Source organism: Marinobacter sp. V34 (assembly GCF_055524115.1).
This window is the reverse complement of sequence record NZ_JBUPZY010000015.1, coordinates 1-20,825: the sequence shown is the minus strand read 5'-3', so window position 1 is coordinate 20,825 and position 20,825 is coordinate 1. Positions and strand designations below refer to the sequence as shown.

16 protein-coding genes and 2 pseudogenes are annotated in these 20,825 nt (G+C 58.3%); 8 read left to right on the top strand and 10 right to left on the bottom strand.

Translation table 11 applies throughout. The features are described from left to right. Positions 1–64: 64 nt before the first annotated feature. Entirely contained in the window at positions 65–2,395 is a 2,331-nt protein-coding gene (locus AC0B60_RS19035; protein ID WP_465087452.1) for an ATP-dependent helicase, read from the bottom strand. 188 nt (positions 2,396–2,583) lie between these two features. Here AC0B60_RS19035 and AC0B60_RS19030 point away from each other — a divergent pair, with 188 nt between their 5' ends. The 3 genes from AC0B60_RS19030 (at position 2,584) to AC0B60_RS19020 (ending at position 5,894) form a co-directional block, all read left to right on the top strand. Continuing rightward, complete coding sequence (locus AC0B60_RS19030; protein WP_465087450.1) at positions 2,584–2,964, top strand: DUF2237 family protein; 381 nt, start codon at positions 2,584–2,586, stop codon at positions 2,962–2,964. A gap of 4 nt (positions 2,965–2,968) precedes the next feature. Next, entirely contained in the window at positions 2,969–5,125 is a 2,157-nt protein-coding gene (locus AC0B60_RS19025) for a tRNA(Met) cytidine acetyltransferase TmcA (protein ID WP_465087448.1), read from the top strand. Positions 5,126–5,198: 73 nt separating this feature from the next. Next, positions 5,199–5,894 carry an ankyrin repeat domain-containing protein gene (locus AC0B60_RS19020; RefSeq protein ID WP_465087446.1) on the top strand — a complete coding sequence of 232 codons (696 nt, stop codon included), beginning with the start codon at positions 5,199–5,201 and terminating at the stop codon, positions 5,892–5,894. A 19-nt stretch (positions 5,895–5,913) separates the two neighbouring features. Here AC0B60_RS19020 and AC0B60_RS19015 read toward each other — a convergent pair whose 3' ends face one another. Beyond that, positions 5,914–7,017, bottom strand: a complete 1,104-nt coding sequence (locus tag AC0B60_RS19015) for an enoyl-CoA hydratase/isomerase family protein (RefSeq protein ID WP_465087444.1) — start codon at positions 7,015–7,017, stop codon at positions 5,914–5,916. A 136-nt stretch (positions 7,018–7,153) separates the two neighbouring features. Here AC0B60_RS19015 and AC0B60_RS19010 point away from each other — a divergent pair, with 136 nt between their 5' ends. Further along, positions 7,154–7,492, top strand: coding sequence for a c-type cytochrome (locus AC0B60_RS19010; RefSeq protein WP_465087443.1), 339 nt, complete (start codon positions 7,154–7,156; stop codon positions 7,490–7,492). A 12-nt stretch (positions 7,493–7,504) separates the two neighbouring features. On the opposite strand, the gene ppnN is transcribed toward AC0B60_RS19010, so the two are convergent. Continuing rightward, complete coding sequence (ppnN, locus tag AC0B60_RS19005; RefSeq protein WP_465087442.1) at positions 7,505–8,899, bottom strand: nucleotide 5'-monophosphate nucleosidase PpnN; 1,395 nt, start codon at positions 8,897–8,899, stop codon at positions 7,505–7,507. Positions 8,900–9,061: 162 nt separating this feature from the next. Between ppnN and thiI the strand changes: the two genes are divergently transcribed. Next, positions 9,062–10,516, top strand: a complete 1,455-nt coding sequence (gene thiI / locus AC0B60_RS19000) for a tRNA uracil 4-sulfurtransferase ThiI (protein WP_465087440.1) — start codon at positions 9,062–9,064, stop codon at positions 10,514–10,516. 3 nt (positions 10,517–10,519) lie between these two features. On the opposite strand, the gene AC0B60_RS18995 is transcribed toward thiI, so the two are convergent. Further along, positions 10,520–11,533, bottom strand: coding sequence for a histone deacetylase family protein (locus tag AC0B60_RS18995; RefSeq protein WP_465087439.1), 1,014 nt, complete (start codon positions 11,531–11,533; stop codon positions 10,520–10,522). A gap of 171 nt (positions 11,534–11,704) precedes the next feature. On the opposite strand from AC0B60_RS18995, the gene AC0B60_RS18990 reads away from it, so the two are divergent. Further along, the gene (locus AC0B60_RS18990; RefSeq protein WP_465087437.1) at positions 11,705–13,159 is read left to right on the top strand and encodes an NAD-dependent succinate-semialdehyde dehydrogenase; all 1,455 of its coding nucleotides are present in this window, start codon (positions 11,705–11,707) and stop codon (positions 13,157–13,159) included. On the opposite strand, the gene AC0B60_RS18985 is transcribed toward AC0B60_RS18990, so the two are convergent. Next, on the bottom strand, positions 13,156–13,587 hold the full coding sequence (locus AC0B60_RS18985) for a phosphate ABC transporter substrate-binding protein (protein ID WP_465087436.1): 432 nt from the start codon (positions 13,585–13,587) through the stop codon (positions 13,156–13,158). The two genes, AC0B60_RS18990 and AC0B60_RS18985, sit on opposite strands and share 4 nt — an antisense overlap. 14 nt (positions 13,588–13,601) lie before the next feature. Then, positions 13,602–14,786 carry a hypothetical protein gene (locus AC0B60_RS18980; RefSeq protein ID WP_465087435.1) on the bottom strand — a complete coding sequence of 395 codons (1,185 nt, stop codon included), beginning with the start codon at positions 14,784–14,786 and terminating at the stop codon, positions 13,602–13,604. A 359-nt stretch (positions 14,787–15,145) separates the two neighbouring features. Here AC0B60_RS18980 and uvrD point away from each other — a divergent pair, with 359 nt between their 5' ends. After that, positions 15,146–17,311 carry a DNA helicase II gene (gene uvrD / locus AC0B60_RS18975; protein ID WP_465087433.1) on the top strand — a complete coding sequence of 722 codons (2,166 nt, stop codon included), beginning with the start codon at positions 15,146–15,148 and terminating at the stop codon, positions 17,309–17,311. A gap of 80 nt (positions 17,312–17,391) precedes the next feature. Continuing rightward, positions 17,392–18,018, top strand: coding sequence for a tyrosine-type recombinase/integrase (locus AC0B60_RS18970; RefSeq protein ID WP_465087432.1), 627 nt, complete (start codon positions 17,392–17,394; stop codon positions 18,016–18,018). Between the two features lie 100 nt (positions 18,019–18,118). Here the strand turns inward: AC0B60_RS18970 and AC0B60_RS18965 are convergent. The 4 genes and pseudogenes from AC0B60_RS18965 to AC0B60_RS18950 form a co-directional block, all read right to left on the bottom strand. Then, positions 18,119–18,441, bottom strand: a pseudogene (locus AC0B60_RS18965) (ectoine synthase); the annotation flags it as partial. 280 nt (positions 18,442–18,721) lie between these two features. Further along, positions 18,722–19,168 (bottom strand): annotated as a pseudogene (locus AC0B60_RS18960) (IS1595 family transposase); the annotation flags it as partial. Positions 19,169–19,371: 203 nt separating this feature from the next. Then, positions 19,372–19,815, bottom strand: coding sequence for a MarR family winged helix-turn-helix transcriptional regulator (locus tag AC0B60_RS18955; protein WP_465087431.1), 444 nt, complete (start codon positions 19,813–19,815; stop codon positions 19,372–19,374). A gap of 403 nt (positions 19,816–20,218) precedes the next feature. Continuing rightward, the coding region (locus AC0B60_RS18950) for an alpha/beta fold hydrolase (RefSeq protein ID WP_465087429.1) at positions 20,219–20,825 on the bottom strand (607 nt) is incomplete at its 5' end.

Below are 20,825 nucleotides of genomic sequence, written 5' to 3'. Positions count from 1 at the left end.
AAATTTAAGTCAGGGGATTCAAAAAAACAAAAAAAGAGAGCCAGTGTTACGTCCGCAATTGTACTCAGGCCTTTGATGACATGGAGGTAAAATAAAGATGGGCACTTTTCTTGCTGAAATTCAGGGTGTCACCGTTGTCGAAAGCGACTTCGAAGGAACGTTCGTCCTCCCCCGTCACTGAGCCCGCACCAAAGATGGCGTGGCTGAGACGGGCTCTTGCCCAGAGCGGTGTCGTCTCCTCGGTCGTTGCTTCCGCGTTTGTTTGCAGTGTGACGCCTTGAAGGTGTGCATAGCGAAGACCGGTCGAGGTCAGTGGCACGTTTGCCGTCAGTGCGGCAGCGCTGCCGGTGGCCTGTTCGTCCAGCCAACGGCCAAACTCTCGGGATAACGGAAAACACAGCTCATCCATAAACCGGCTGGGCCCCTGGTCGCCCTCAAGATGCCGTTTTTCACTGAACGGGCGAGTGATCAGGTGGAGTTGATCCCGCGTGCGGGTCATGGCCACATAGAGTAGGCGGCGTTCACTCTCCAGGAAGGCCTTGGGATCGTCCTGTGCCCGGGGGCTGTAGGGCAGGTATTTCTCCTGCAGTCCCGGCAGGATAACGGTCGACCACTCCAGGCCCTTGGTACGGTGGATGGTGGAGAGTAAGGCGCCGCCCTGGCGATTTTCGCCCGCCTGTTTCTTCAGTGCCTTCAGGTGTTCCAGCGCACCGTCAATGCTGACATCAAGCCCTGACAGGTACAGCCGGAAGCCGCGGATGGTCTCGATGCGCTCGTCCGCGGTTTCATGGGTCAGGGCCAGGCTGCGAATGCCCTCATAGAGCTCGGTTTGTTCCGCATAGCGGGTAACCAGGTCCGCCACGGAGCTTTTGAAGCGCTCCAGCTGTGCCAATGTTTCCCCCAGCTTGCGGAGCTTTTTGGCCGCCATGGGTGCCAGTGCGTCAAAGTCCATGGCCAGCAGCCGCTCGTGCCAGCCCTCGCCGAACCCCGCCAGGAAACGGGCCAGTTGTTCGAGTTCGGGCTCCTTGAGGCCAACATGGGGGAAGCGCAGTAATTGCCGGGCAACATCAAGCCGGTCGTCGTCCGGCAGGTTGCAAATCCGGCCCGACACCACCATCAGCAGGCTGGTGATGGCCTGAACCTCGCGGCTGAACAGAGCACCCTTTCCAGCGTCGATACGATAGGGCACTTGCCGGGCCAGCAGTTTCAATTCGATAGGTACGCTCTGGCTCCAAACCCTGAACAGGATCGCGGTGTTGCCAAGAGCCTCCTCGTCCATGGGCTGGAGCAGTTTAAGGACGATGTCGCTGTCGTTTTCCTGCTGGTGCAGGGTGATGCCGGTCGCCGGTGTGGACGGATGGGAATGGCAAAGTACGTCCTTGCGACCGGTGTTGTGGCAGATCAGATGATTGGCCAGCAGCGCCACCTGATGACCATACCGGAAGGTATAGCTCAGGGTCTGCTCCAGTGGGCTCTCGAATTCTTCACTGAAGCGCTTGAGAATGAAATCGGGCTTGGCGCCCCGGAATTCGTAGATGGTCTGGTCCGGATCGCCCACCACGGTGACTCGCGCCCGGTCGCCGGCCACGTATCGCAGTAACAGATGCTGGATTTCATTGGTGTCCTGATACTCGTCCACCAGTACCAGGTCCATCTTATTGCCGACCAGGCGCTGTAAGGGCGGGTTCTGGTGGATGGCCATCACTGGCTCATAAAGCATGTCGGCGTAGCTGATGCGGCTCTGGGATTTTCGCCACTGTTCAAAGCTGTGGAACAAGTCGATCAGGTAGCGGTGCTTGTCGGAGTAGCCCAGTTCCTCGAAAACGATGTCCACCGGAGACAGGGTGGTTTTTACTAGGTCAATGAAGTTGACGGCGGTTTCGACAAAGTCTTTCTTGTTACGGCGGATCTCGTCGGCCAGGTCCTCGGGGGCCAATCGACGCGTGAGCTGCCAGGCTTGGTAGCTGATTTCCTGGTCGGTGAGGATTTTGTCGGAAAACCCTGGCAGGAAACCCTCCCGCACGAACCGTTTGTACAGCCGCAGGCCCATGGCGTGGTAGGTGCGAATTTCAGGTGTCGCCAGGCCCAGGTTGCGGGTTACTTCCTGCAGTTTGTGCTCAAAATCCACGCGGGCGGCGCGATTGAACATCAACACCAGTATGCGGTCTGGGTCGTGTCCTTGCTCGAGTAGGTAGCGGATGCGCCAGGCCAGTGTGGAGGTTTTTCCGCTGCCGGCAACGGCGGTAATCACCGCATGTTCAAATCCTGCGGTGATGATGGCCCTTTGCTCATCAGTGAGGTACTCGGGCAGATTGGAGGTTTCGGGTATTTGGGGTGGGGGCGACATGCTGTGTATTGTACCCGGCGACTGGTAGTGCTGATACTGGTGCCGCATAATCTTGATAACTTTTGCTTTTCTGCTGGTCGGGATTGACCGCATATTGGGTGCAGGAGGGTTTGGGGGTTCTCTTCCAAAACACGCTCAAGCACATCCATGTGGCGCTTGGGCTCCGCCATCCATGGCTCCGCACAGTTTTGGAAGAGAACCCCCAAACCCTCCCTCTGAATTTGGAGAATGATGTTATGGCTACAACTGCAGAACCGGTGAACGTGCTGGGTGAGAAGTTGGAAATTTGTGGTACGGATCCGGAAACCGGTTTTTATCGGGATGGGTGTTGTAACACCGGCCCGGATGATCTGGGGGCTCATGTTGTCTGTGTCGTTGTCACTGATGTTTTTCTGGAATATTCCAGTGCTCAGGGTAACGACCTCAGTACGCCGCGGCCTGAGTTTGGCTTCCCGGGGTTGAAAGAGGGGGATTCCTGGTGCTTGTGTGCCTCCCGCTGGCAGGAGGCATTTGAGGCCGATAGTGCGCCCCGTGTAAAACTGCGGGCCACTCATCGTTCGGCGCTGAAGTATTCGAAGCTGGAAGACCTCAAGCGCCATTCCGTGGATTTGAGCTGAGTGAATGGTTGACCAAACCGGGTTGAGCGGGCCTGATCTGGCCGGGTGGCAGACACTGCAAGCCGGATTGCGGGCTGCGGGGCATCGGCGGCTAGTAGTTCTGGAAGGCGAGCGGGACTCATCTCTTGCGTGGTTGCGAGCGCTGCTCCCTGTGCTGTCGGTTGCTCCCGGGGTTTGGACCGGGCCGATTGATGATCAACCTGAAGCGTCATTGACGGCCATTAAACCGGTCGAGGGTCGGCGCTGGCTGGGGCAGGAGCTGGCTTGCGTGGTCTGGGATGGCTGGCGCGGGAATCCGCCGGACGGTTTTGCGGCGTTGTCGGGAACCCTTGCGGCCGGTGGTCTGTTTTTCTGGTTGATGCCGACGCTGGAAGAGTGGGCCGGTTTTGATGATCCGGACTATCAGCGTACTGGTCTCGATGGAGCAAGCCATCACCCGTTTGCTGGCCGTTTGGCCAGTGTTGTATCCGCTGATTCTGATGTTGTCCGTATCAACCCCTCTGTGGACCCTCAGCCCCCACTACCACCGATTGTGTCGCCGCGCGATGCCTTTCGGGTAGGCGCCACCGCTGATCAGCGTGCGCTTGTGGAGGAGGTTGTCCGAACGGGGCTGGGGCGTCGTCGGCGGCCGTTGGTGGTCACCGCGGACCGGGGGCGGGGAAAGTCTGCGGCGCTGGGCCTGGCGGCGGTTCGTCTTCTGTATGAAGGGCGTCGGCGTGTGATTGTGACAGCGCCAGGGCCGGATGCGGTGAAGACGCTGTTTCACCACGCCCGCCTGGCCTGCGGGCGGGCGTCTGACTCTGACTCTGACATGGGCACGGACGATGTTGTGGTAGGCGATCAGGGGAGGCTGGAATACTGGCCCCTGGATCGGCTGCTTGCTGAAAAGCCGGAGGCGGAGGTGGTGATGGTGGACGAAGCCGCCGCCATACCGGCAGACCTGCTGAAGCAGATTTTGCTGGGCTGGCCAAGGGTGATTTACGCTTCCACGGTGCATGGTTATGAAGGTTCCGGTAGGGGCTTTGCCATCCGGTTTCGCTCGGTGCTGGATGCTGAAACGCCTCATTGGCGCAATACATCGCTTTCCACGCCCATACGGTGGTCGGCCTCTGATCCCCTGGAGCCATTAACGCGTCGGATGTTTTTGTTGGATGCCCAGGCGCCTGCAGTCAGTCATGACGATGTGGATATCGCCGTTGAACGCTGGAACCCGGGTACCGCAGAAGACAGCGAATTGGAGGAAGCCTTCGGTTTGCTGGTGGATGCCCACTACCGTACCTCTCCCGGCGACTTGCGCCAGTGGATGGACGACCCTGCCGTTGTGAGTTGGCGCCTGACACGCGGTGGCGTCCTGGTCGGCGTGCTATGGGCGACGGTGGAAGGGGGGCTGGACAGCGTGCTTGCAGAGCAGGTCATGTTGGGCAAGCGCCGCCTGCGGGGGCATCTCTTGCCCCAGTCCCTGGCGACCCACAGTGGATTTGCCGAGGCAGCCTGCCAGCGCCTGTTGCGCATTGTCCGAGTTGCCGTGAGTGCCGAGGTTCGCGGTGAAGGTCTGGGGCAGACACTGGTGGCGGCTGCAAGCGACTATGCACGCAAGCAGGGGCTGGACGGTATCGGTACCAGTTTCGGCGGTAACGCAGGGCTGTTGTCGTTCTGGCAGCGGTGCGGGTTGGAGCCAGTGCGGCTGGGCCTGAAGCGCGAAGCCAGCAGCGGAGAGTATCCCCTGCAGTTGCTCACTGGAGCGTCTGCGCATGGTAAGGCGCTCACGGATCACTTGCGTCGCAGGTTGGCGGAGCACTGGCTCACCCTTGTGCCGCGCAACTGGATGGACGCTGAGCCGGAATTGATTCTGCGGGTAACCTGCAGCCTTCCCGCTGGCAGACCGCTCAATGAGGATGATTTCAGGGATCTGCACAGTTTTGCCAATGGCTATCGGGGCTTCGATCTGGCCCTGCCGGTACTGAGAAAGCTGTCATTGCAGGCAGGTGTAATCGGCGTGTTGGCTGCGGAGCGTTCGCGCTCCCTTTGGGCCAGGGCCGTGCTGCAGGGCTGGTCGTGGCCCGAGTTGCAGGCGAAGGGGGAGTGCAGGGGCCGGGAGGCAGGCGAAGCGGAAGTGCGCTCGTTGGTGGTCGATATTTTGCAGAACCGGCCCGACTTGTGAACCGCTCGCTTTCATTGCCGCCCGCGACTGACCAGAATATCCGCAAAAATAAATCAACAGAGACTGAATCACCATGGCCCAGGGAACCGGCACTATTCTCGTGAGATTTCTGGCTGTCCTGATCACAAGCGCGCTGATGACGGCGTGCGCGACCGGCACAGATCCATCCAATCTCGAACCGCGTCGCGCGTCGGTGGCGGATACGCCCCTGATGGCGGCGGTTAGCAACGGAAACCTTGAACGGACCGAGTCGCTTGCAGCCTCTGGCATGTCTTTGAATACACTGACCGAGGCCGGTACACCGCTCTCGGCTGCGGTCAGGGCGGGCGAGGACCGAATTGTCTGGTTCTTGCTCAGCGAAGGTGCAGCGCCGGACCTGGCGACGGCGAGTGGCGTAACGCCACTGATGATCGCTTCAGGAGATGGCCACCGGCGGATCGTGCAGCTGTTGTTGTCTGCCGGCGCCGGCGTGAATGCGTCGGACGGTGAGGGTGCAACGCCGGTGATCCTTGCCGCCCGTAACGGTCATCTTTCCGTAGTGAAAGTTCTGTTGGCCGCCGGGGCGAATGTCAATGTGAATCAGGACGGTCATTCGCTGCTGATGCACATTGTTGACGGTGGGGATTTACTGACCGCCGAGATGCTGCTGGCGGCGGGTGCCGACGTTAACTATCGCGGTAGCGATGGGCGGACGGCGCTGGATTTGGCGCGTGCCAGCAACAACCGGGATATCGAGATGTTGCTGATCCAGGCCGGCGCCGAGCTCTGAACGCGGGCTTGCCGCCCGTTCAGAGCAGCGCCATGGGGTCGTTGCTATCGTCCAGTTCCGGTTCGAAGTGTTCTTCAATGACAGCATCAGGCACGTCCCTGACGGTCGGGAATGACCAGGCCGGCTTGTGATCCTTGTCGATCAGCCTGGCCCTGATACCTTCCCGCAAATCTGGTCGCCGGGTGCAGCGGGCGGCCATGGTGTATTCCATCCGGAATACGTCCTTCAGTGACATTTGCTGCGCCTTCTTTAGCTGGGTCCAGACCAGCCAGGCAGTAACCGGACAACCACCACGAAGGTTTTTCATGCAGCCTTGCCACCAGTCGCTGTCAATCTCCGCCGCCAGGAGGCTTTCAACTATGGCCGGTAGCTCATCGCCTGCGCTGAGCCTGGCGATGTCCTGCTCATGCCGCGCCAACTCACTGGTTGGCAGCGCCCTGTAATCCGGATGCTCAAGTTGCTTGACGAGCCGAAACAGACGGTTGTCATCAGCCGCTGATTCACCGGTCCAGCGCTCCTCCTTCAACCGCTCGATCAGTGAATCCACCTGGTCTGGCAGAATGGCCATGTCAGCCAGGCCGACCCTTAAAGCATCAGAGACGTTCAGCCGGGCTCCGGTCAGACCCATAAACAAACCAATGCGGCCTGGAAGACGATTAAGAAACCAGCTTGCACCGACATCGGGAAACAGGCCTATGGTGATTTCCGGCATGGCCAATGTGACATCGGGCGTTACCAGACGGTAACGGCAGGCGGAGAAAATGCCGAGACCACCGCCCATCACCACTCCGTGGCCGATGGCGATCACCGGCTTGGGAAAGCAATGAATGGTGTAATCCAGGCGATACTCGCGGGCAAAAAACTCGGCCGGTGCGTCTGGGTCTTCGTCGCCGGACAGGGCACCATAGAGTTCGCGGATATTGCCGCCCGCGCAGAACGCACGTTCACCGGCGCCGCGGAAAATAACCAGGCTGATGTGGTCGGCTTCGGCCCACTGATCCAGTACCGCCTGGATCTCGTGAATCATCGACGCGGACAGAGCGTTCAGGGTGGCAGGGGTATCCAGAGTGACCAGACCGATGTTGCCTTCCCTGCACGCGATTTCCTGAACCTGAATGGACATGTCGACTTCTCCGCATCGAATGGGGTGATTATTGATCCATCACATTTGAGCTTTGTTCTTGCTGTGCTATAAATTCACGCAACTTGCGCACCGGCAGGGTCCTGTCGGGCTATAAAACGATGAGAGGGTAAAACCAATGAGACTGAAATACCACACCCTGGCCGCCCTGTTTGCGTTGGGGGCTGCCGCTCCCGCCGTTACGATCGCCGCTGGTGATGCTGAGGCCGGCAAAGCCAAGGCCGCCGTGTGCGCAGCCTGCCATGGCAAGAATGGCATTGCGGCCATTCCGGGTTACCCCAACCTGGCAGGACAGAACGAGCAGTATCTGGCGTCGTCGCTCAAGGCGTACAAAAACAAGCAACGTAACGGCGGCCAGGCCGCCATCATGCAAGGCCAGGCGGCGGGCCTCAGTGAGGAAGACATTGCCAACCTGGCCGCCTACTACGCCAGCCTTCCGGCGGGTGGTGGGGAATAATCCCCATCATCGTCAGGGCATGGCAGGCGTTGCTTCGCTGACAATCCGGTAACTGGGTTCGTAAGCGCCGGAACCGGGCAGTTTCATCCGGTCCTGGGCTACGAACTCTTTCAGCATCGCTTCCAGGGGCGCCAGTAGCTCCGGGTCGCCAGAGATTTCAAACGGCCCTTTGGCCTGCACGTGGCGTATGCCACTTTCCTTGACGTTGCCGGCGACGATGCCACTGAACGCCTTGCGCAGGTTGGCGGCAATCAGGTGAACCGGCTGCTCCCGGTGCAGCGACAATGCCCGCATACTTTTGTGGGTGGGCTCGAACGGCATCTGGAACACCGGGTCGATCTTCAGCATCCAGTTGAAATAGTAGGCGTCCTGCATGGCCCGGCGGAAGGTCTCTACGTCCTTCATGCCCTGTTTCATCGTGCGGGCGACTTTGTCCGGGTCGTCGATGATGATTTCGTACTTGCTGGCGGCTTCATCGCCCAGTGCATTGCGAATGAACTGGTCGATCATCTCAAAGTATTCCGCATTTTCCTGTTGGCCGGTAAAGACGACCGGGAAGGGCAGGTCGGCGTTGTCCGGGTGCAACAGGATGCCGAGCAGGTAGAGAATTTCCTCGGCTGTACCCACACCACCGGGGAACACAATCACGCCGTGGCCCGTCCGAACGAAGGCTTCGAGGCGTTTCTCGATATCTGGCATGATCACCAGCTCGTTAACAATAGGGTTCGGCGCTTCGGCACCAATGATGCCCGGTTCCGTCAGGCCAATGTAGCGGCCGTTTTTCACCCGCTGTTTGGCGTGGCCAATGGTGGCGCCTTTCATTGGGCCTTTCATGGCGCCAGGGCCACAACCGGTGCAAATGCTCAGCCCGCGCAGGCCTAACTGGTGGCCCACTTCCTTGCTGTACTGATATTCGCGCTCGTTGATGGAGTGGCCACCCCAACACACCACCAGGTCCGGATGACGCCCTGCCTGCAGCACGCGGGCGTTGCGGAGAATGTGAAAAATCAGGTTGGTGATGCCCTCAGGGTCGTCCCGGCGCAGTCCCTCTGCGGACTCGGGGATGGAATAGGAATAAATGATATCCCGCAATACCGAAAACAGATGTTCCCGAATGGCGCGCAACATCTGCCCGTCCACAAACGCATGGGCCGGCGCATTGACCAGTTCCAGTTTGAGGCCGCGTGGTTGTGGAATCAGGCGAACGTCAAAGTCGGCGTGGGCTTCCATCAGGGTTTTACCGTCGTCGGTTTCAACGCCCGTATTGAGCACGGCCAGAGCGCATTGCCGGAATAGCCGGTACAGGCCCCCTTCGCTTTTGTCCTTAAGTCGGTTGACTTCGAAGTTGGAGAGGATTTCCAGGCTGCCTTCTGGAGAGACCAGGGCATTGATGGTGGATTCGGTCATGAACGGAGAAACTCCTGAATGTGCTGCGGGCCCAAGGTGATAGGGCGTTCCTTTTTTGTTTCAGTATAGCGGGTCTCGGGAATGCCCGATTTTGAGGCAAACCGTGAAACCGTTACACTAAGCGCTTTACTGTAATTACGCTACCCGACAGACGTCCGATTTATGAAACTCCTTATACGCCCCGCCGCTGAAGTGGCCATCAAGAGTAAACCCGTTCGCCGGCAACAGATGCGGCACCTGCGGCAGAATATACGCAAACTCCTGGCACGTCTGGACAACGATATTCACGTTGAGGGCTCCTGGGACCGGGTTGATGTGGCCATCCCTGATGGGCGCGGTCTGGCGGGCCCAGTGATTGAAGAGTTGTGTCGCATTCCGGGTATTTCGACCATCCAGGAAATAGGTGTATTTCCGTGGATAAGTATGGACGACGTGGCGGAGCAGGCGGTGGCAGCATATGCAGACCGTATCCGTGGCAAAACGTTTGCGGTTCGGGTCCGCCGCCACGGTAATCACGGGTTTCGCTCGATTGATCTGGAGCGTTTTGTCGGAGCCGCCCTTTTTGAAACCTCCGAGCCCAAGGGCGTAAACCTCCGCAACCCGGATATTGAAGTGCGTCTTGAGGTCAACGAGGACCATTATCACATTGCCCACCGCAAACACCGCGGTGCGGGCGGCTACCCGTTGGGCGCGGTGGAAACGGTGATGACCCTGGTTTCAGGTGGTTATGACTCATCGGTGGCGGCCTACCTGATGATGCGTCGGGGGCTTCGCTCTCATTTCCTGTTTTTCAGCCTGGGTGGTCCCGCCCATGAGATTGGCGTGCGCCAGGTGGTGCATTACCTGTGGGATCGTTACGGCGCCTCCCACGGCGCCAAGTTCATTTCTGTGCCCTTTGAAGGCGTGGTGGCTGAAATCATGCGTTCGGTTAACCATCGCCACTGGGGGGTGGTACTCAAGCGCCAGATGCTGAAAGCCGCTTCCGAAATTGCTGCCGCCAATAATGCCTCGGGCCTGGTGACCGGTGATGCAGTGGCACAGGTGTCCAGCCAGACGTTATCCAACCTCAACGTGGTGGACCGGGCCAGCAACGAGGTGGTACTGCGGCCACTGATTTCCATGGACAAGGAAGCCATTATCAACATCGCCCGGGACATCGGTACCGAGCCGTTTGCTCGCATCATGCCGGAATACTGCGGTGTGATTTCCCGTAAACCGGCTACCCGCGCCAAGCTTCATCGGGTGGAGGAAGATGAGGCCGCTATGGACGCCCGGGTTCTGGAGCAGGCCATCGCCAGCCGTCAGGACACACCGGTCAACCGCCTTCTGGAGACCACCCAGACGCCAGAAGAGGTGGAACTTGTACATACACCGGCTGTAAACGATGTAATTATTGACGTGCGCCACCCTTCGGAAGGTGAGCAGTCACCGCTTCACCTCACCAGCAATCAGGTGTTGGAGATTCCATTCTACGAGCTGAATGAGCGAATCCAGTCTATGCCGGGCGACAAGCAGTACCTGCTGTACTGTGATCGCGGCACTATGAGCCGCATGCACGCCTGTCATCTGAAAGCCGAGGGCCACACCAATATCAAGGTGTATGCCCCGGCGAACTGATGGTTACCCTTCCAGCCCCTTGAAGAACTGCTGCACGTTAGCGCTGAGAGCATCAAGGTCATAACCGCCTTCCTGCACAACCAGGGTGGGAAGGCCTGTGCGACGGATATCGGAACCGAGGCGACAGAAGCCTTCCGTGGAGACAGATACCTTGGCCTGGGGGTCGTTGTGGTAGATGTCGAATCCCAAGGTAAGTATCAGAACGTCTGGTTGGAACAGTCGAATGGATGCCAGTGCCTCGTCCAGTTTGTCGAAAAAATCTTCCTCCGAGGAGCCATGGGGCATCGGCAGGTTGATGTTGTAGCCAAGACCCTCTCCTTCACCACGCTCATCTTCATAGCCAGTGACCACCGGGTAGAAGTTGGTGGGGTCACCATGAATCGAGACATAGAGAACATCGCTGCGGTCGTAGAAGATTTCCTGGATACCCTGGCCGTGGTGCATGTCGGTGTCCAGGATGGCAATCCTGGGATAACGGGGTTTCAAGTGTTCTGCGGCAATGGCGGCATTGTTGAGGTAGCAGAAGCCGCCGGCGGCGTCCTTTCGAGCGTGGTGGCCCGGTGGGCGACAAACCGCGTAGGCATGGCGCTCACCGGCAACCAGGGCATCTGCAGCGCCGAGTGCCGTCTGGGCAGACCAGTAGGCCGCGTCCCAGGTGTTCTCCCCGATGGGGCAACTGCCATCGGCCTGGTAGCGGGCGGCTTCGGCGAGGATGCCTTTGAGGGCATTCGGTGATCGAACGAAGATATTGGAAATCACTTCGTCACCCCAGTCTTCCATTTTCGACCAACGCCGGTGGGCAGACTCCAAAAAGCGCAAATAACCCAAATCATGTACCTTTGAAATCGCCCCGGCACCCTGGTCTGCCGGCTGCAATACCGGAATACCCATGGCCTTCAGCCCTTCCAGCATTTGTTCGGTACGATCAGGAACTTCCTGGGGCTGACGCATCTGGCCGCGAGTGAAATAGGTCTTCGGAAGATGCTGATCCTGAGAGGGATGAAAAAACGCCTTCATGTTCCTGCCTCCTGATAATGACATGGTTCGAGTATAGGCCCCCGCCGGCGCTGGTCAAAACACCATGGTCTGACTTTACAGTGGCGGTTTCTGCATCCACTATGAGAGACATATCACACTGACGCAAACCCCAATTTATACATTCCGAGAACATTGCAAAAAGGAGCCGAGATGATCGAGTCACCACTGCTTCCCAAGCTGACTGGCTACATCGGCGGTCGCTGGTCTGAATCGCCGGACGGTAACACCTTCGATGTCTATAACCCGGCCACGGGTGAGGTGGTTGCCAGTGTGGCATCGATGTCTGAAAGTGAAGTGTACAAGGCAGTTGAAGCGGGCAAGTCTGCGCTTCGTTTAACCAGTCCCTATTCCATCGAAACCCGTCGCAAGTGGCTGGAAGATATTCGTGATGCGCTCAAGGCCAATAAAGAGGAAGTGGGCCGTATCCTCTGCATGGAACATGGCAAGCCGTTGAAGGAAGCTCAGGGCGAGGTGGATTACGCCGCCGGGTTCTTCGATTATTGCTCCAAACATATCCAGGCTCTGGACGCTCATACCCTGGCGGAAAAGCCCAAGGACTGTACCTGGACCGTGCATTATCGCCCGATTGGTGTGGCAGGCCTGATCACGCCCTGGAACTTTCCCATTGGCATGATCGCCAAGAAGTTGTCCGCCGCCCTGGCGGCCGGGTGTCCGTCGGTGATCAAGCCGGCCAGCGAGACGCCGCTGACGATGATTGCGCTGTTCGCGCTGATGGACAAACACGTCGACCTGCCAGACGGCATGGTCAACCTGGTTATGGGCAAGGCCAGTGTGATCGGCAAGGTGTTGTGCGAAAGCCCCGACGTGCCCATGCTCAGCTTCACCGGCTCTACCGAAGTGGGCCGCAAGCTGATACTGGATACGGCAGATCAGGTCAAGAAACTCGCTTTGGAGCTGGGTGGCAACGCGCCGTTTATCGTCTTTGACGATGCTGACCTCGATGCTGCCGCCGATAATCTGATTGCCAACAAATTCCGGGGCGGCGGGCAAACCTGTGTCTGTGCCAACCGAATTTTCGTTCACGAGAAAGTGGTGGATGACTTCGGCAAGAAACTCGCAGACCGGGTCAATGGCATGACCGTGGGTAATGGTTTGACGGAAGACGTTGACCTTGGCCCGCTGATCAACAAGGCCGGATTCGACAAAGTAAAGCGCCACGTGGAGGACGCCATGGAGCGGGGCGGTGAACTGGTGGCCGGCAAGAAGCCTGCAGACCTTGGCGATGGCCACCTGTTCTTCCCACCGACGGTTATTTCCGGTGTTACCCGGGATATGTGCTGTTCCCGTGAGGAAACCTTCGGTCCGCTGGTGCCGATGGCGACCTTCCGCACTGAGGAAGAAGTCATCGACGCCGGTAACGACACCGAATTCGGCCTGGCATCCTACGTGTTCACCGCCGACGCTGAACGCGCCCAGCGGGTGGCCGCCGGGCTGCGTTTCGGCCATTGCGGCTGGAACACCGGTACCGGGCCCACGCCGGAAGCGCCGTTCGGTGGCATGAAGGCGTCCGGCACCGGCCGCGAAGGTGGTCTGGAAGGCCTGTTCGAATTCGTTGAGGCCCAGACCGTTCCGCGCGGGTTTTAAGGTTCCGGCGTCAACAGGACCTTCACGGAGTCATCCACCAGGGTGGAATCGAGATAGCCGATACTGCCCAGAGTGGATGACACCACGCTCTTCATACTGTTCGCCGAGGATACCTCCCTCGGCGGATGGCCCTTTCCGGTCAGAACCTGCCGCGACCAGAACGACTTCAGCCAGGCGTCATTGCGCTCGGTGATCAGGTCATTGAACTCATCCCGCATGCTGTTGCCCGCTGGAAGCTGGAACGCGACCACGCGCTGGCCGTCAGGCATTCGTGAGCTGCGGTTCAGGTAGATGTCCTTCACCTGCTGCACGGTGATGGAATCCGGGCCACCGTGGTGGCCGATGATTACCAGTTCTGCCCGGGTGACGCTGCTCAACAGGCACAACGCGATGAGCAATGTGGGCACGGATACGCGTCGAATCGCCATGGTGTCCCTCCTGATCAAAATGCGGCATCAAGCCGGACGGTGTATACGTCGGTGCTGTCGAATCGGCCGCCGGGATTCCCAGCCAGGGCATCCAACTGGTTGCCAATCAGGCCCCCAGTGGTCTTGCCAAAGCCCCGGGCGTGGGTCCAGTCCACCTTCATGGCTACCGAGGTGGTCATGTCCCAGCGGAATCCCAGGCTGTAGGCCTGGCGGCGTACGTCCAGAACTTCAAGTGGAGTGCCGTCGCGCTCATAGTTGTCCTGGCTTTCGACCCACGAGGCCGTTACATAAGGCGTGACTTCCTTCACCCGATAGCCGAGGGTGATGTAGGCAGAGTCGGTGTCCTGGTAAAAGCCCTCTACCTCAACGCGGGTCAGTTCCGACATCAACAGCCAGTTGCCATCGTCGTAGGACAGGCCGAGCCCCATGAACTCTGTTTTCTCTTCGTCACCCAGAGCTGGTGTTCCGCCGATGGTGGCTTCTGCATGGGCGTAAACACCACGGAAGGTCCACAGGTAGTTGGTCCAGTTGGCGGTCAGGCCGGTGATGTTGCGCAACTCTACACTCACGGTCTGCCCCAGGGATGCGGCATCATCGTCGAGATGGCCGGCAAAGGCGCGGGCCTGGATAGAAGAACCTGACAGGTTCAGTGTGTAGGCAGCATCGGCGCCCAGGTAGCTACGAACCGGCACTGGGTCGTAAACGGCTTCGGGCGGGCGTGCCCACGGCTGACCGTAGCCGATTTCCAGCGTTTCGGATTCCATGAACAACGGCAGGCGCATTTTACCGGCGCGCAGTTCGGAGCCATTGGCGAATTGGTGGCGCAGATAGCCCCACTCCAGTTCCGTGTCCCAGTCTTCGCTACCACGGGACACCAACTGCAAGACCGCATTGGTATTGCGGCCAAGGGCAAAAGTGCTTTGCAGGCCGAACAGGCTCAGGGTCTCCAGGTCGGACTGTTCCGTCGCCTCGTCGTAACCTGCGTCGTTATTGGCGCGGGTATAGCCGGTGCTGAAAAAACCGTTCAGGCGAACCTTTTCCAGGCTCGATTCGGTCATCTGCTTCTGCATGGAATCCAGCCGTTGTTCCAGCTGGTCAATACGCTGGCTGTCATCGGCTGTGGCGGGAAACGACAGGGTGGCGGTCAGTGCAAGGGAAGTAAGGGTAACGCGGGTAGTGCTTCGGTATACGGAGTACATCGTACATCATCTCCTTTGATGTCTGGTCGCAAGATGCGGGCGCCTTCCTGGCTTCAGGGGACTTATGTCTTGCCCCTGCAATTTGTCTGGTGCGGGAAAACGGTGGCCAGCGGAGGAACAAAAGGTTCTTCCGGGCAACCCGCGGCGGGGAGTATACCCAAGTTGACGCCAGTTTCATAAACAGTGTTCACATTTTCTGTATCGCCACCCGACAGGTACGCGCATAAATAAATCGTAGGTCGGATTAGGCAAAGCCGTAATCCGACAAGCCAGCTCCATCAAACCCACATCCGGCAAACCCTCCTTTCTCCTGTTATAATTCTGCACCTGTTCATTTAACCAGTAGCGACCGGATCTCTATGGATGTCTCCCACATTATCGACGCCCTCAACGACGCCCAGCGCGAGGCAGTCACTGCCCAGAACGACCATTTGCTGGTGCTGGCGGGTGCGGGCAGTGGCAAGACCCGGGTGTTGGTGCACCGAATCGCCTGGCTGATGCAGGTGGACAAAGTACCGCCCACGGGCATCCTGGCGGTGACCTTTACCAATAAGGCGGCCAAGGAGATGCGTTATCGCATCGAGCAGATGATGCACATTCCGGCCCGTGGCCTCTGGTTTGGCACGTTTCACGGTATTGCACACCGACTGCTCAGGGCCCATTACCAGGACGCAGGCCTGCCGGAGAACTTCCAGGTGCTGGACAGCGATGACCAGTTGCGTTTGATCAAGCGGGTGATGCGGGAGCTACAGATTGATGAAAGCCGCTGGCCGCCGAAGCAGGCGCAGTGGTTTATCAATGGCCAGAAGGATGAAGGGCTGCGGGCGGAGCATATCCAGGAGAATCCGGGCGACCATTTTACCTCGACCATGCTGACGGTTTATCGCCAGTACGAGAAGCTCTGCAATCTGAGCGGCCTGGTGGATTTCGGAGAGTTGTTGCTGCGCTCTCATGAGCTGTGGCTCTATCGCCCAGAGCTGTTGAGCCACTACCAGAGCCGCTTCCAGCAGATACTGGTAGACGAGTTCCAGGATACCAACACCATCCAATACGCCTGGCTCCAGATTCTGGCAGGGAATCGGGTGCCGCTGACGGTGGTGGGGGACGACGACCAGTCCATCTACGGCTGGCGGGGCGCGAAAATCGAGAACATCCAGCAGTATCAGCGGGATTTTCCCAATGCCCGGCTGGTACGGTTGGAGCAGAACTATCGTTCCACCCAGCTGATCCTGAAAGCAGCCAACGCTGTAATCGCCAATAACGTCGGCCGGCTTGGGAAGGAACTCTGGACTGACGGTGTCGACGGCGAACCGATAAGCCTGTACGCGGCGTTCAACGAGCAGGACGAAGCCAACTATATTGCCGACACCATCAGCAGTTGGGTCAGTGAGGGCAACCTGCGCAGCGAGTCGGCGATTCTCTATCGTTCCAATGCCCAGTCCCGGGTGCTGGAGGAGTCCCTGATTCGCCAGGGCATTCCCTACCGCGTTTACGGCGGCCTGAAATTCTATGATCGCCAGGAAATCCGCAATGCCATCGCCTACCTGCGCCTGGTGCACTATCGCCGTGATGATGCTGCCTTCGAACGGGTGGTGAACATTCCGGCTCGCGGTATTGGTGCCAAGAGCCTGGCCGACATGCGGGCGTTTGCCACCGAGCGCAGTATTTCCCTGTGGGAGTCTGCCGAGCGGTTGCTGGAAGCCGGACAGGTTAAAGGGCGGGCCAAAACCGGTTTGCAATCCTTCATGGGCATCATTGAACGCCTGACGGAAATGGTGGACGACGCTTCCTTACATGGGTTGATGAAGACAACCCTGGAACTGAGCGGCCTCAGGGATTATCACGCTAACGAGAAGGGAGAAAAAGGCCAGGCTCGGGCAGAGAACCTGGACGAACTGGTGAACGCACTGTCGGGCTTTGAAGTGGAGGAGGGAGTTGATCCGCTGTCGGAATTTATCGCCCAGGCGGCGCTGGATGCGGGTGAGACCCAGGCGGAAGCCAACGAAGACTGTGTCCAATTGATGACGCTGCATTCAGCCAAGGGTCTGGAGTTCCCGCTGGTGTTCCTGGCCGGTGTAGAGGAAGGTTTGTTCCCTCACAGCATGTCGCTGGAGGAGCCGGGAAGAATGGAAGAAGAGCGCCGTCTGGCTTACGTGGGCATTACCCGGGCAATGCAAAAGCTGGTGCTCACTTACGCCGAATCCCGCCGCTTGTATGGCCAGGAGAAATTCCACGCGCTGTCCCGCTTCGTTCGTGAAATTCCGGGTGACTGCATTCAGGAGGTGCGGTTGCGAAACACGGTCAGCCGGCCAGCCATGGTAGCCCGGCCAAACGAAAGCCTGTTCAGCCAGGAACCAGACGTTGGCACGGGTTTCAGCCTGGGCCAGCGGGTACGCCATCCCAAGTTTGGCGAGGGTATCGTGATGAACTCCGAGGGTTCTGGCCATCATACCCGGGTACAGGTGAACTTTGATGAGGGAGCTAAGTGGCTCGTTCTTGCCTATGCGCCGTTGGAGGCATGCTGAGATCGGGAGTTGGCCCAGGCTTCAGTGGCCTTTCCAAAGAAGCGATTGAGCCATCTTAAATCGCTTGTCTTCCGACATCCATGGCTCCACAAATTTTTGTAAAGGTTGCCCCGTACCGGCGCTGGTGGTGGATGACTCTGCCGCGCTCGAAGACGGATCAACAAGGTGATGGGCTGACACGGGCCCTGCCTCGGAGCAGCGAGCCAGTCTTCCCGGTCAAGGCCCTCGACGACTGGCTGAAGCATGCAGGCACTCACGAAGGCCCCGTCTTTCGAGCCGTCAACCGCTGGGATCAGTTACAACCTCAACCCCTCTCGGGCGGGTCGGTGAACCGTGTCCTGAAGACACTGGGCAAAACCTGCGGCCTGGACTTCGCTCCAACCCTGAGCAGTCACAGCTTTCGGCGCGGTCTATCCACCGCTGCCGCTCGAGAAAAAGTGGATTTCGCACAGATCAAGGGTCAGGGTGGCTGGAAGCATGATGCAACAGTCCGGGGCTACATTGAAGACGGCGAACAGTTTAGGGAGAATGCTGCGAATAGCTTAATCGCTCAGGTAGCCGAGCTGGTCGAGAAGGGGGTTGGGTCCAGGCCCCGGCCGGTAACGCCGATCACCATGGCCAGCGCGAGGGTGTGTCGCGGGCCAAGGCGAAAGATGGCCAGTGAGCCGGACATGAAGCAATGGCTAGCATCGGCAGAGTGGCTGTAACTTATTGTTTAGCCATGGAAAAAACGGATCAGCCTTCGCTGGTATCCGCTATATAGGCACCGTCCTCGTCGTGAACCTCACCGCCGGTGACCGGTGGGTTGAAGGAGCAGATCAGGCGCATGTCTTCGGTTCCGCCATAGAGCGTGTGCCGATCATTTTTGTCCAAGGCGTACAGAGTGCCGTCCGTAATCTCATGGACTTCGCCGGTGACAAGGTCCTTGATGCGACCGTTGCCAGCAACGCAATAAACCGCTTCCAGGTGATGTTTGTACCAGAATGTGTGCTCAGAGCCGGCCTTGATAATGGTCTGTGGAAGGAGAAACCCATGCCGTCTTTCTTCAGCAGCAGGCGGCGACTGGTCCATTGCTTGTCGCTTACCTCACGCTCGGTACCAATGATGTCCTGTACTCGTACAATCTTCATTCACATTCCCCATTTTGTGATCGAACAGCTTTTTAGGCACGACGTTTTGACCTGCGCCCCTCAATGCGGCTCTGTTTAAGGGGTTGTTTACCCACCCCAACGATAACCCACGATCGTTGAGGACGTCCAGGTCAAAACATCACCTGACTACGCATAAGAGTCAGCTATCTTTAAAAGGCGGAAAGGCATAGGCGGCGACCGTCGGGAACCGAGAGAGCATGGCTTTGAGATCGTAACGACGGACATGCTGGCACGGTCGCCCCAGTGACATGGCGCTCGTGTCAGAGGCCCTGAAACAGTTGAGACCACCGCTGCCAATTGGCTCCCTGGCGCAATGGCCTGCTGGGCATAACGACGCACCTCGGTCAGTGTAAAGCCACTCACACGGCGAAGCTGAACCCGCATCGGGTGGCCCTCGCCATAGGTTTGCACCGCAGCGACAAAGGGGAATTTATGCTCGGCACCACGACCCGGTTTTCCCGACCGTTCCGCCGCCCAGATAGGCGTCATCAATCTCGATACGGCCGCTGAGCTTCTCTGTCTGGTTGTGATCGTGCATGACCTGCAGCACCTTGTGTTTGAGCTTCCAGGCTGCGTTATCAGCAGCGCCGAGATCCCGAGACAGCTGCAATTCCGAGAGACCGCTCTTGCGCTGGGTCAGCAGGTAGATAGCCAGGAACCGGGTGGTCAACGGCAGGTGCGTGGCATGAAAGATAGTCCCGGCACAGGTGGCAGACTCCCTGAATGGATGTGCCAATGACTGACCGGTCACCTGCCAAAACGTGGTGGCGCGGAGGTGCGCACCGATCTCAGGGCCTTTTTTCACTACGCCTACAGTCAGCGCTTCGCCGACTTCTTGTGCTGACTATCAGAACATCAAATTGTACTCGTTTGCGTTCCACGTTGGTTTTCGATAGTCAATTGAAAAGATTACGATTTTGAGGCGCTATAAATCCTAGCCAACAGCTGCTCGATCTGATCAATCTGTTCTCCATCAATGCAGATGAAAAGCGTCTGGTAAGCGGATTCGTAAATGTCGTCTATTCGGGAAAGTAATTCCCTTCCTTTTGGCGTCAACATTAGCACGTGTTTTCGGCGGTCTCCCGGATAAGGCCTTCGCGTCAGGAGCGTAAGCTCCTCTAGCCGTGCTACAAGAACAACAAGGGTGGGTTGCTCTATCTCCATGCTTTCGGCAATTTCCCGCTGGGTTGAGCCTTCGCCGAGCAATTCGAGGTGTAGCAAGACAGTGGCCAGCCCATGGGTCATGCCTATCTCTGAAAGCTGTTTTTCAAACTCCTTCGTCCACAGGCGATGAAGCTTGACGACGTTGAAAAAGAAATGCGGGGTTTTGTGCATTTTTTCGCCCTTGGCCATGGCCTGACTCAGCGACTTCGCAGCGCAAAAAAATCGCCCGGGTAGCAGTAAAGCCAATATGCAGCAGAGCTTCATTAATTCCAAGCAATTGGTGTCCGCGATGCGCAGACAGCGCCGGTTTCCTGAATTCAAACAGCTCGAACCTCTCTCAAAGCCTGCAATACCGGGGCTTTGGGCATATAATAGCACCTGACATCCATTCGCTCAGTCCGTGCTCTCAGTTCATACTGACCTTCACTTTCCGACAATCTCGAACTAAACTCTATACGCGCCCATGGCGGCCAGGCTAGGTGGGCCACTGCCTGAAGCAACATATGTCCCTTACCAAAAACGCTTACATATCCACAGCCCGCTTAAGATTTGGAAATAGCCGTGGAGAAAGGTGCGACTGCGTTTTTGATGCCTATTGCAAACCTTGCAACACGGTATCGCAAACCGCATCCGGTCGCTCCATCGGCAGGAAGTGGGTTGTTCCGGAAAGAATGCTCACGTAGGCTTCAAGCCATGCCTCGGGCCAGGTCTTGAAGCCGCCGCGGCCACGATAATTGCTCAGGGCCATAGCGTGCGACTCGAATACACTGCGCCGACGTGCTGCGCCGGCCGCCAGCGCAAAACGGTGAGACCGGCGTAGCCGCTTGGCCAACCAAAACATCCGGCCCTGCCAGGCATCCATGATCACGGGCTCCGCAAGAATCAGACCGCGCACTTTGTCTGGTCGTCGGGCGGCCGCCATGATGCTGGTGGTGGCTCCAATGGAATGGCCAGCAAGCCAGATCGGTTCATCCAGGCTGTCCAGTAGAGCGGTCAGGTCTCGATAGTAGATCTCCCAGCCTTGTAACATCGAAGCTTTTGCCGCACCGGCACCGGCACCGGCACTGGCCCTGTGCCCTCGCATGTCCCAGGCTACAACATTAAAAGAGTCGGTCAGGTTCTCCAGCAACGGCGTGTAAAGGCGGCCGTGGAAACCCGTCGCATGCGCCCAATGCAGAGTTGGCCGTCCCGGACATTGG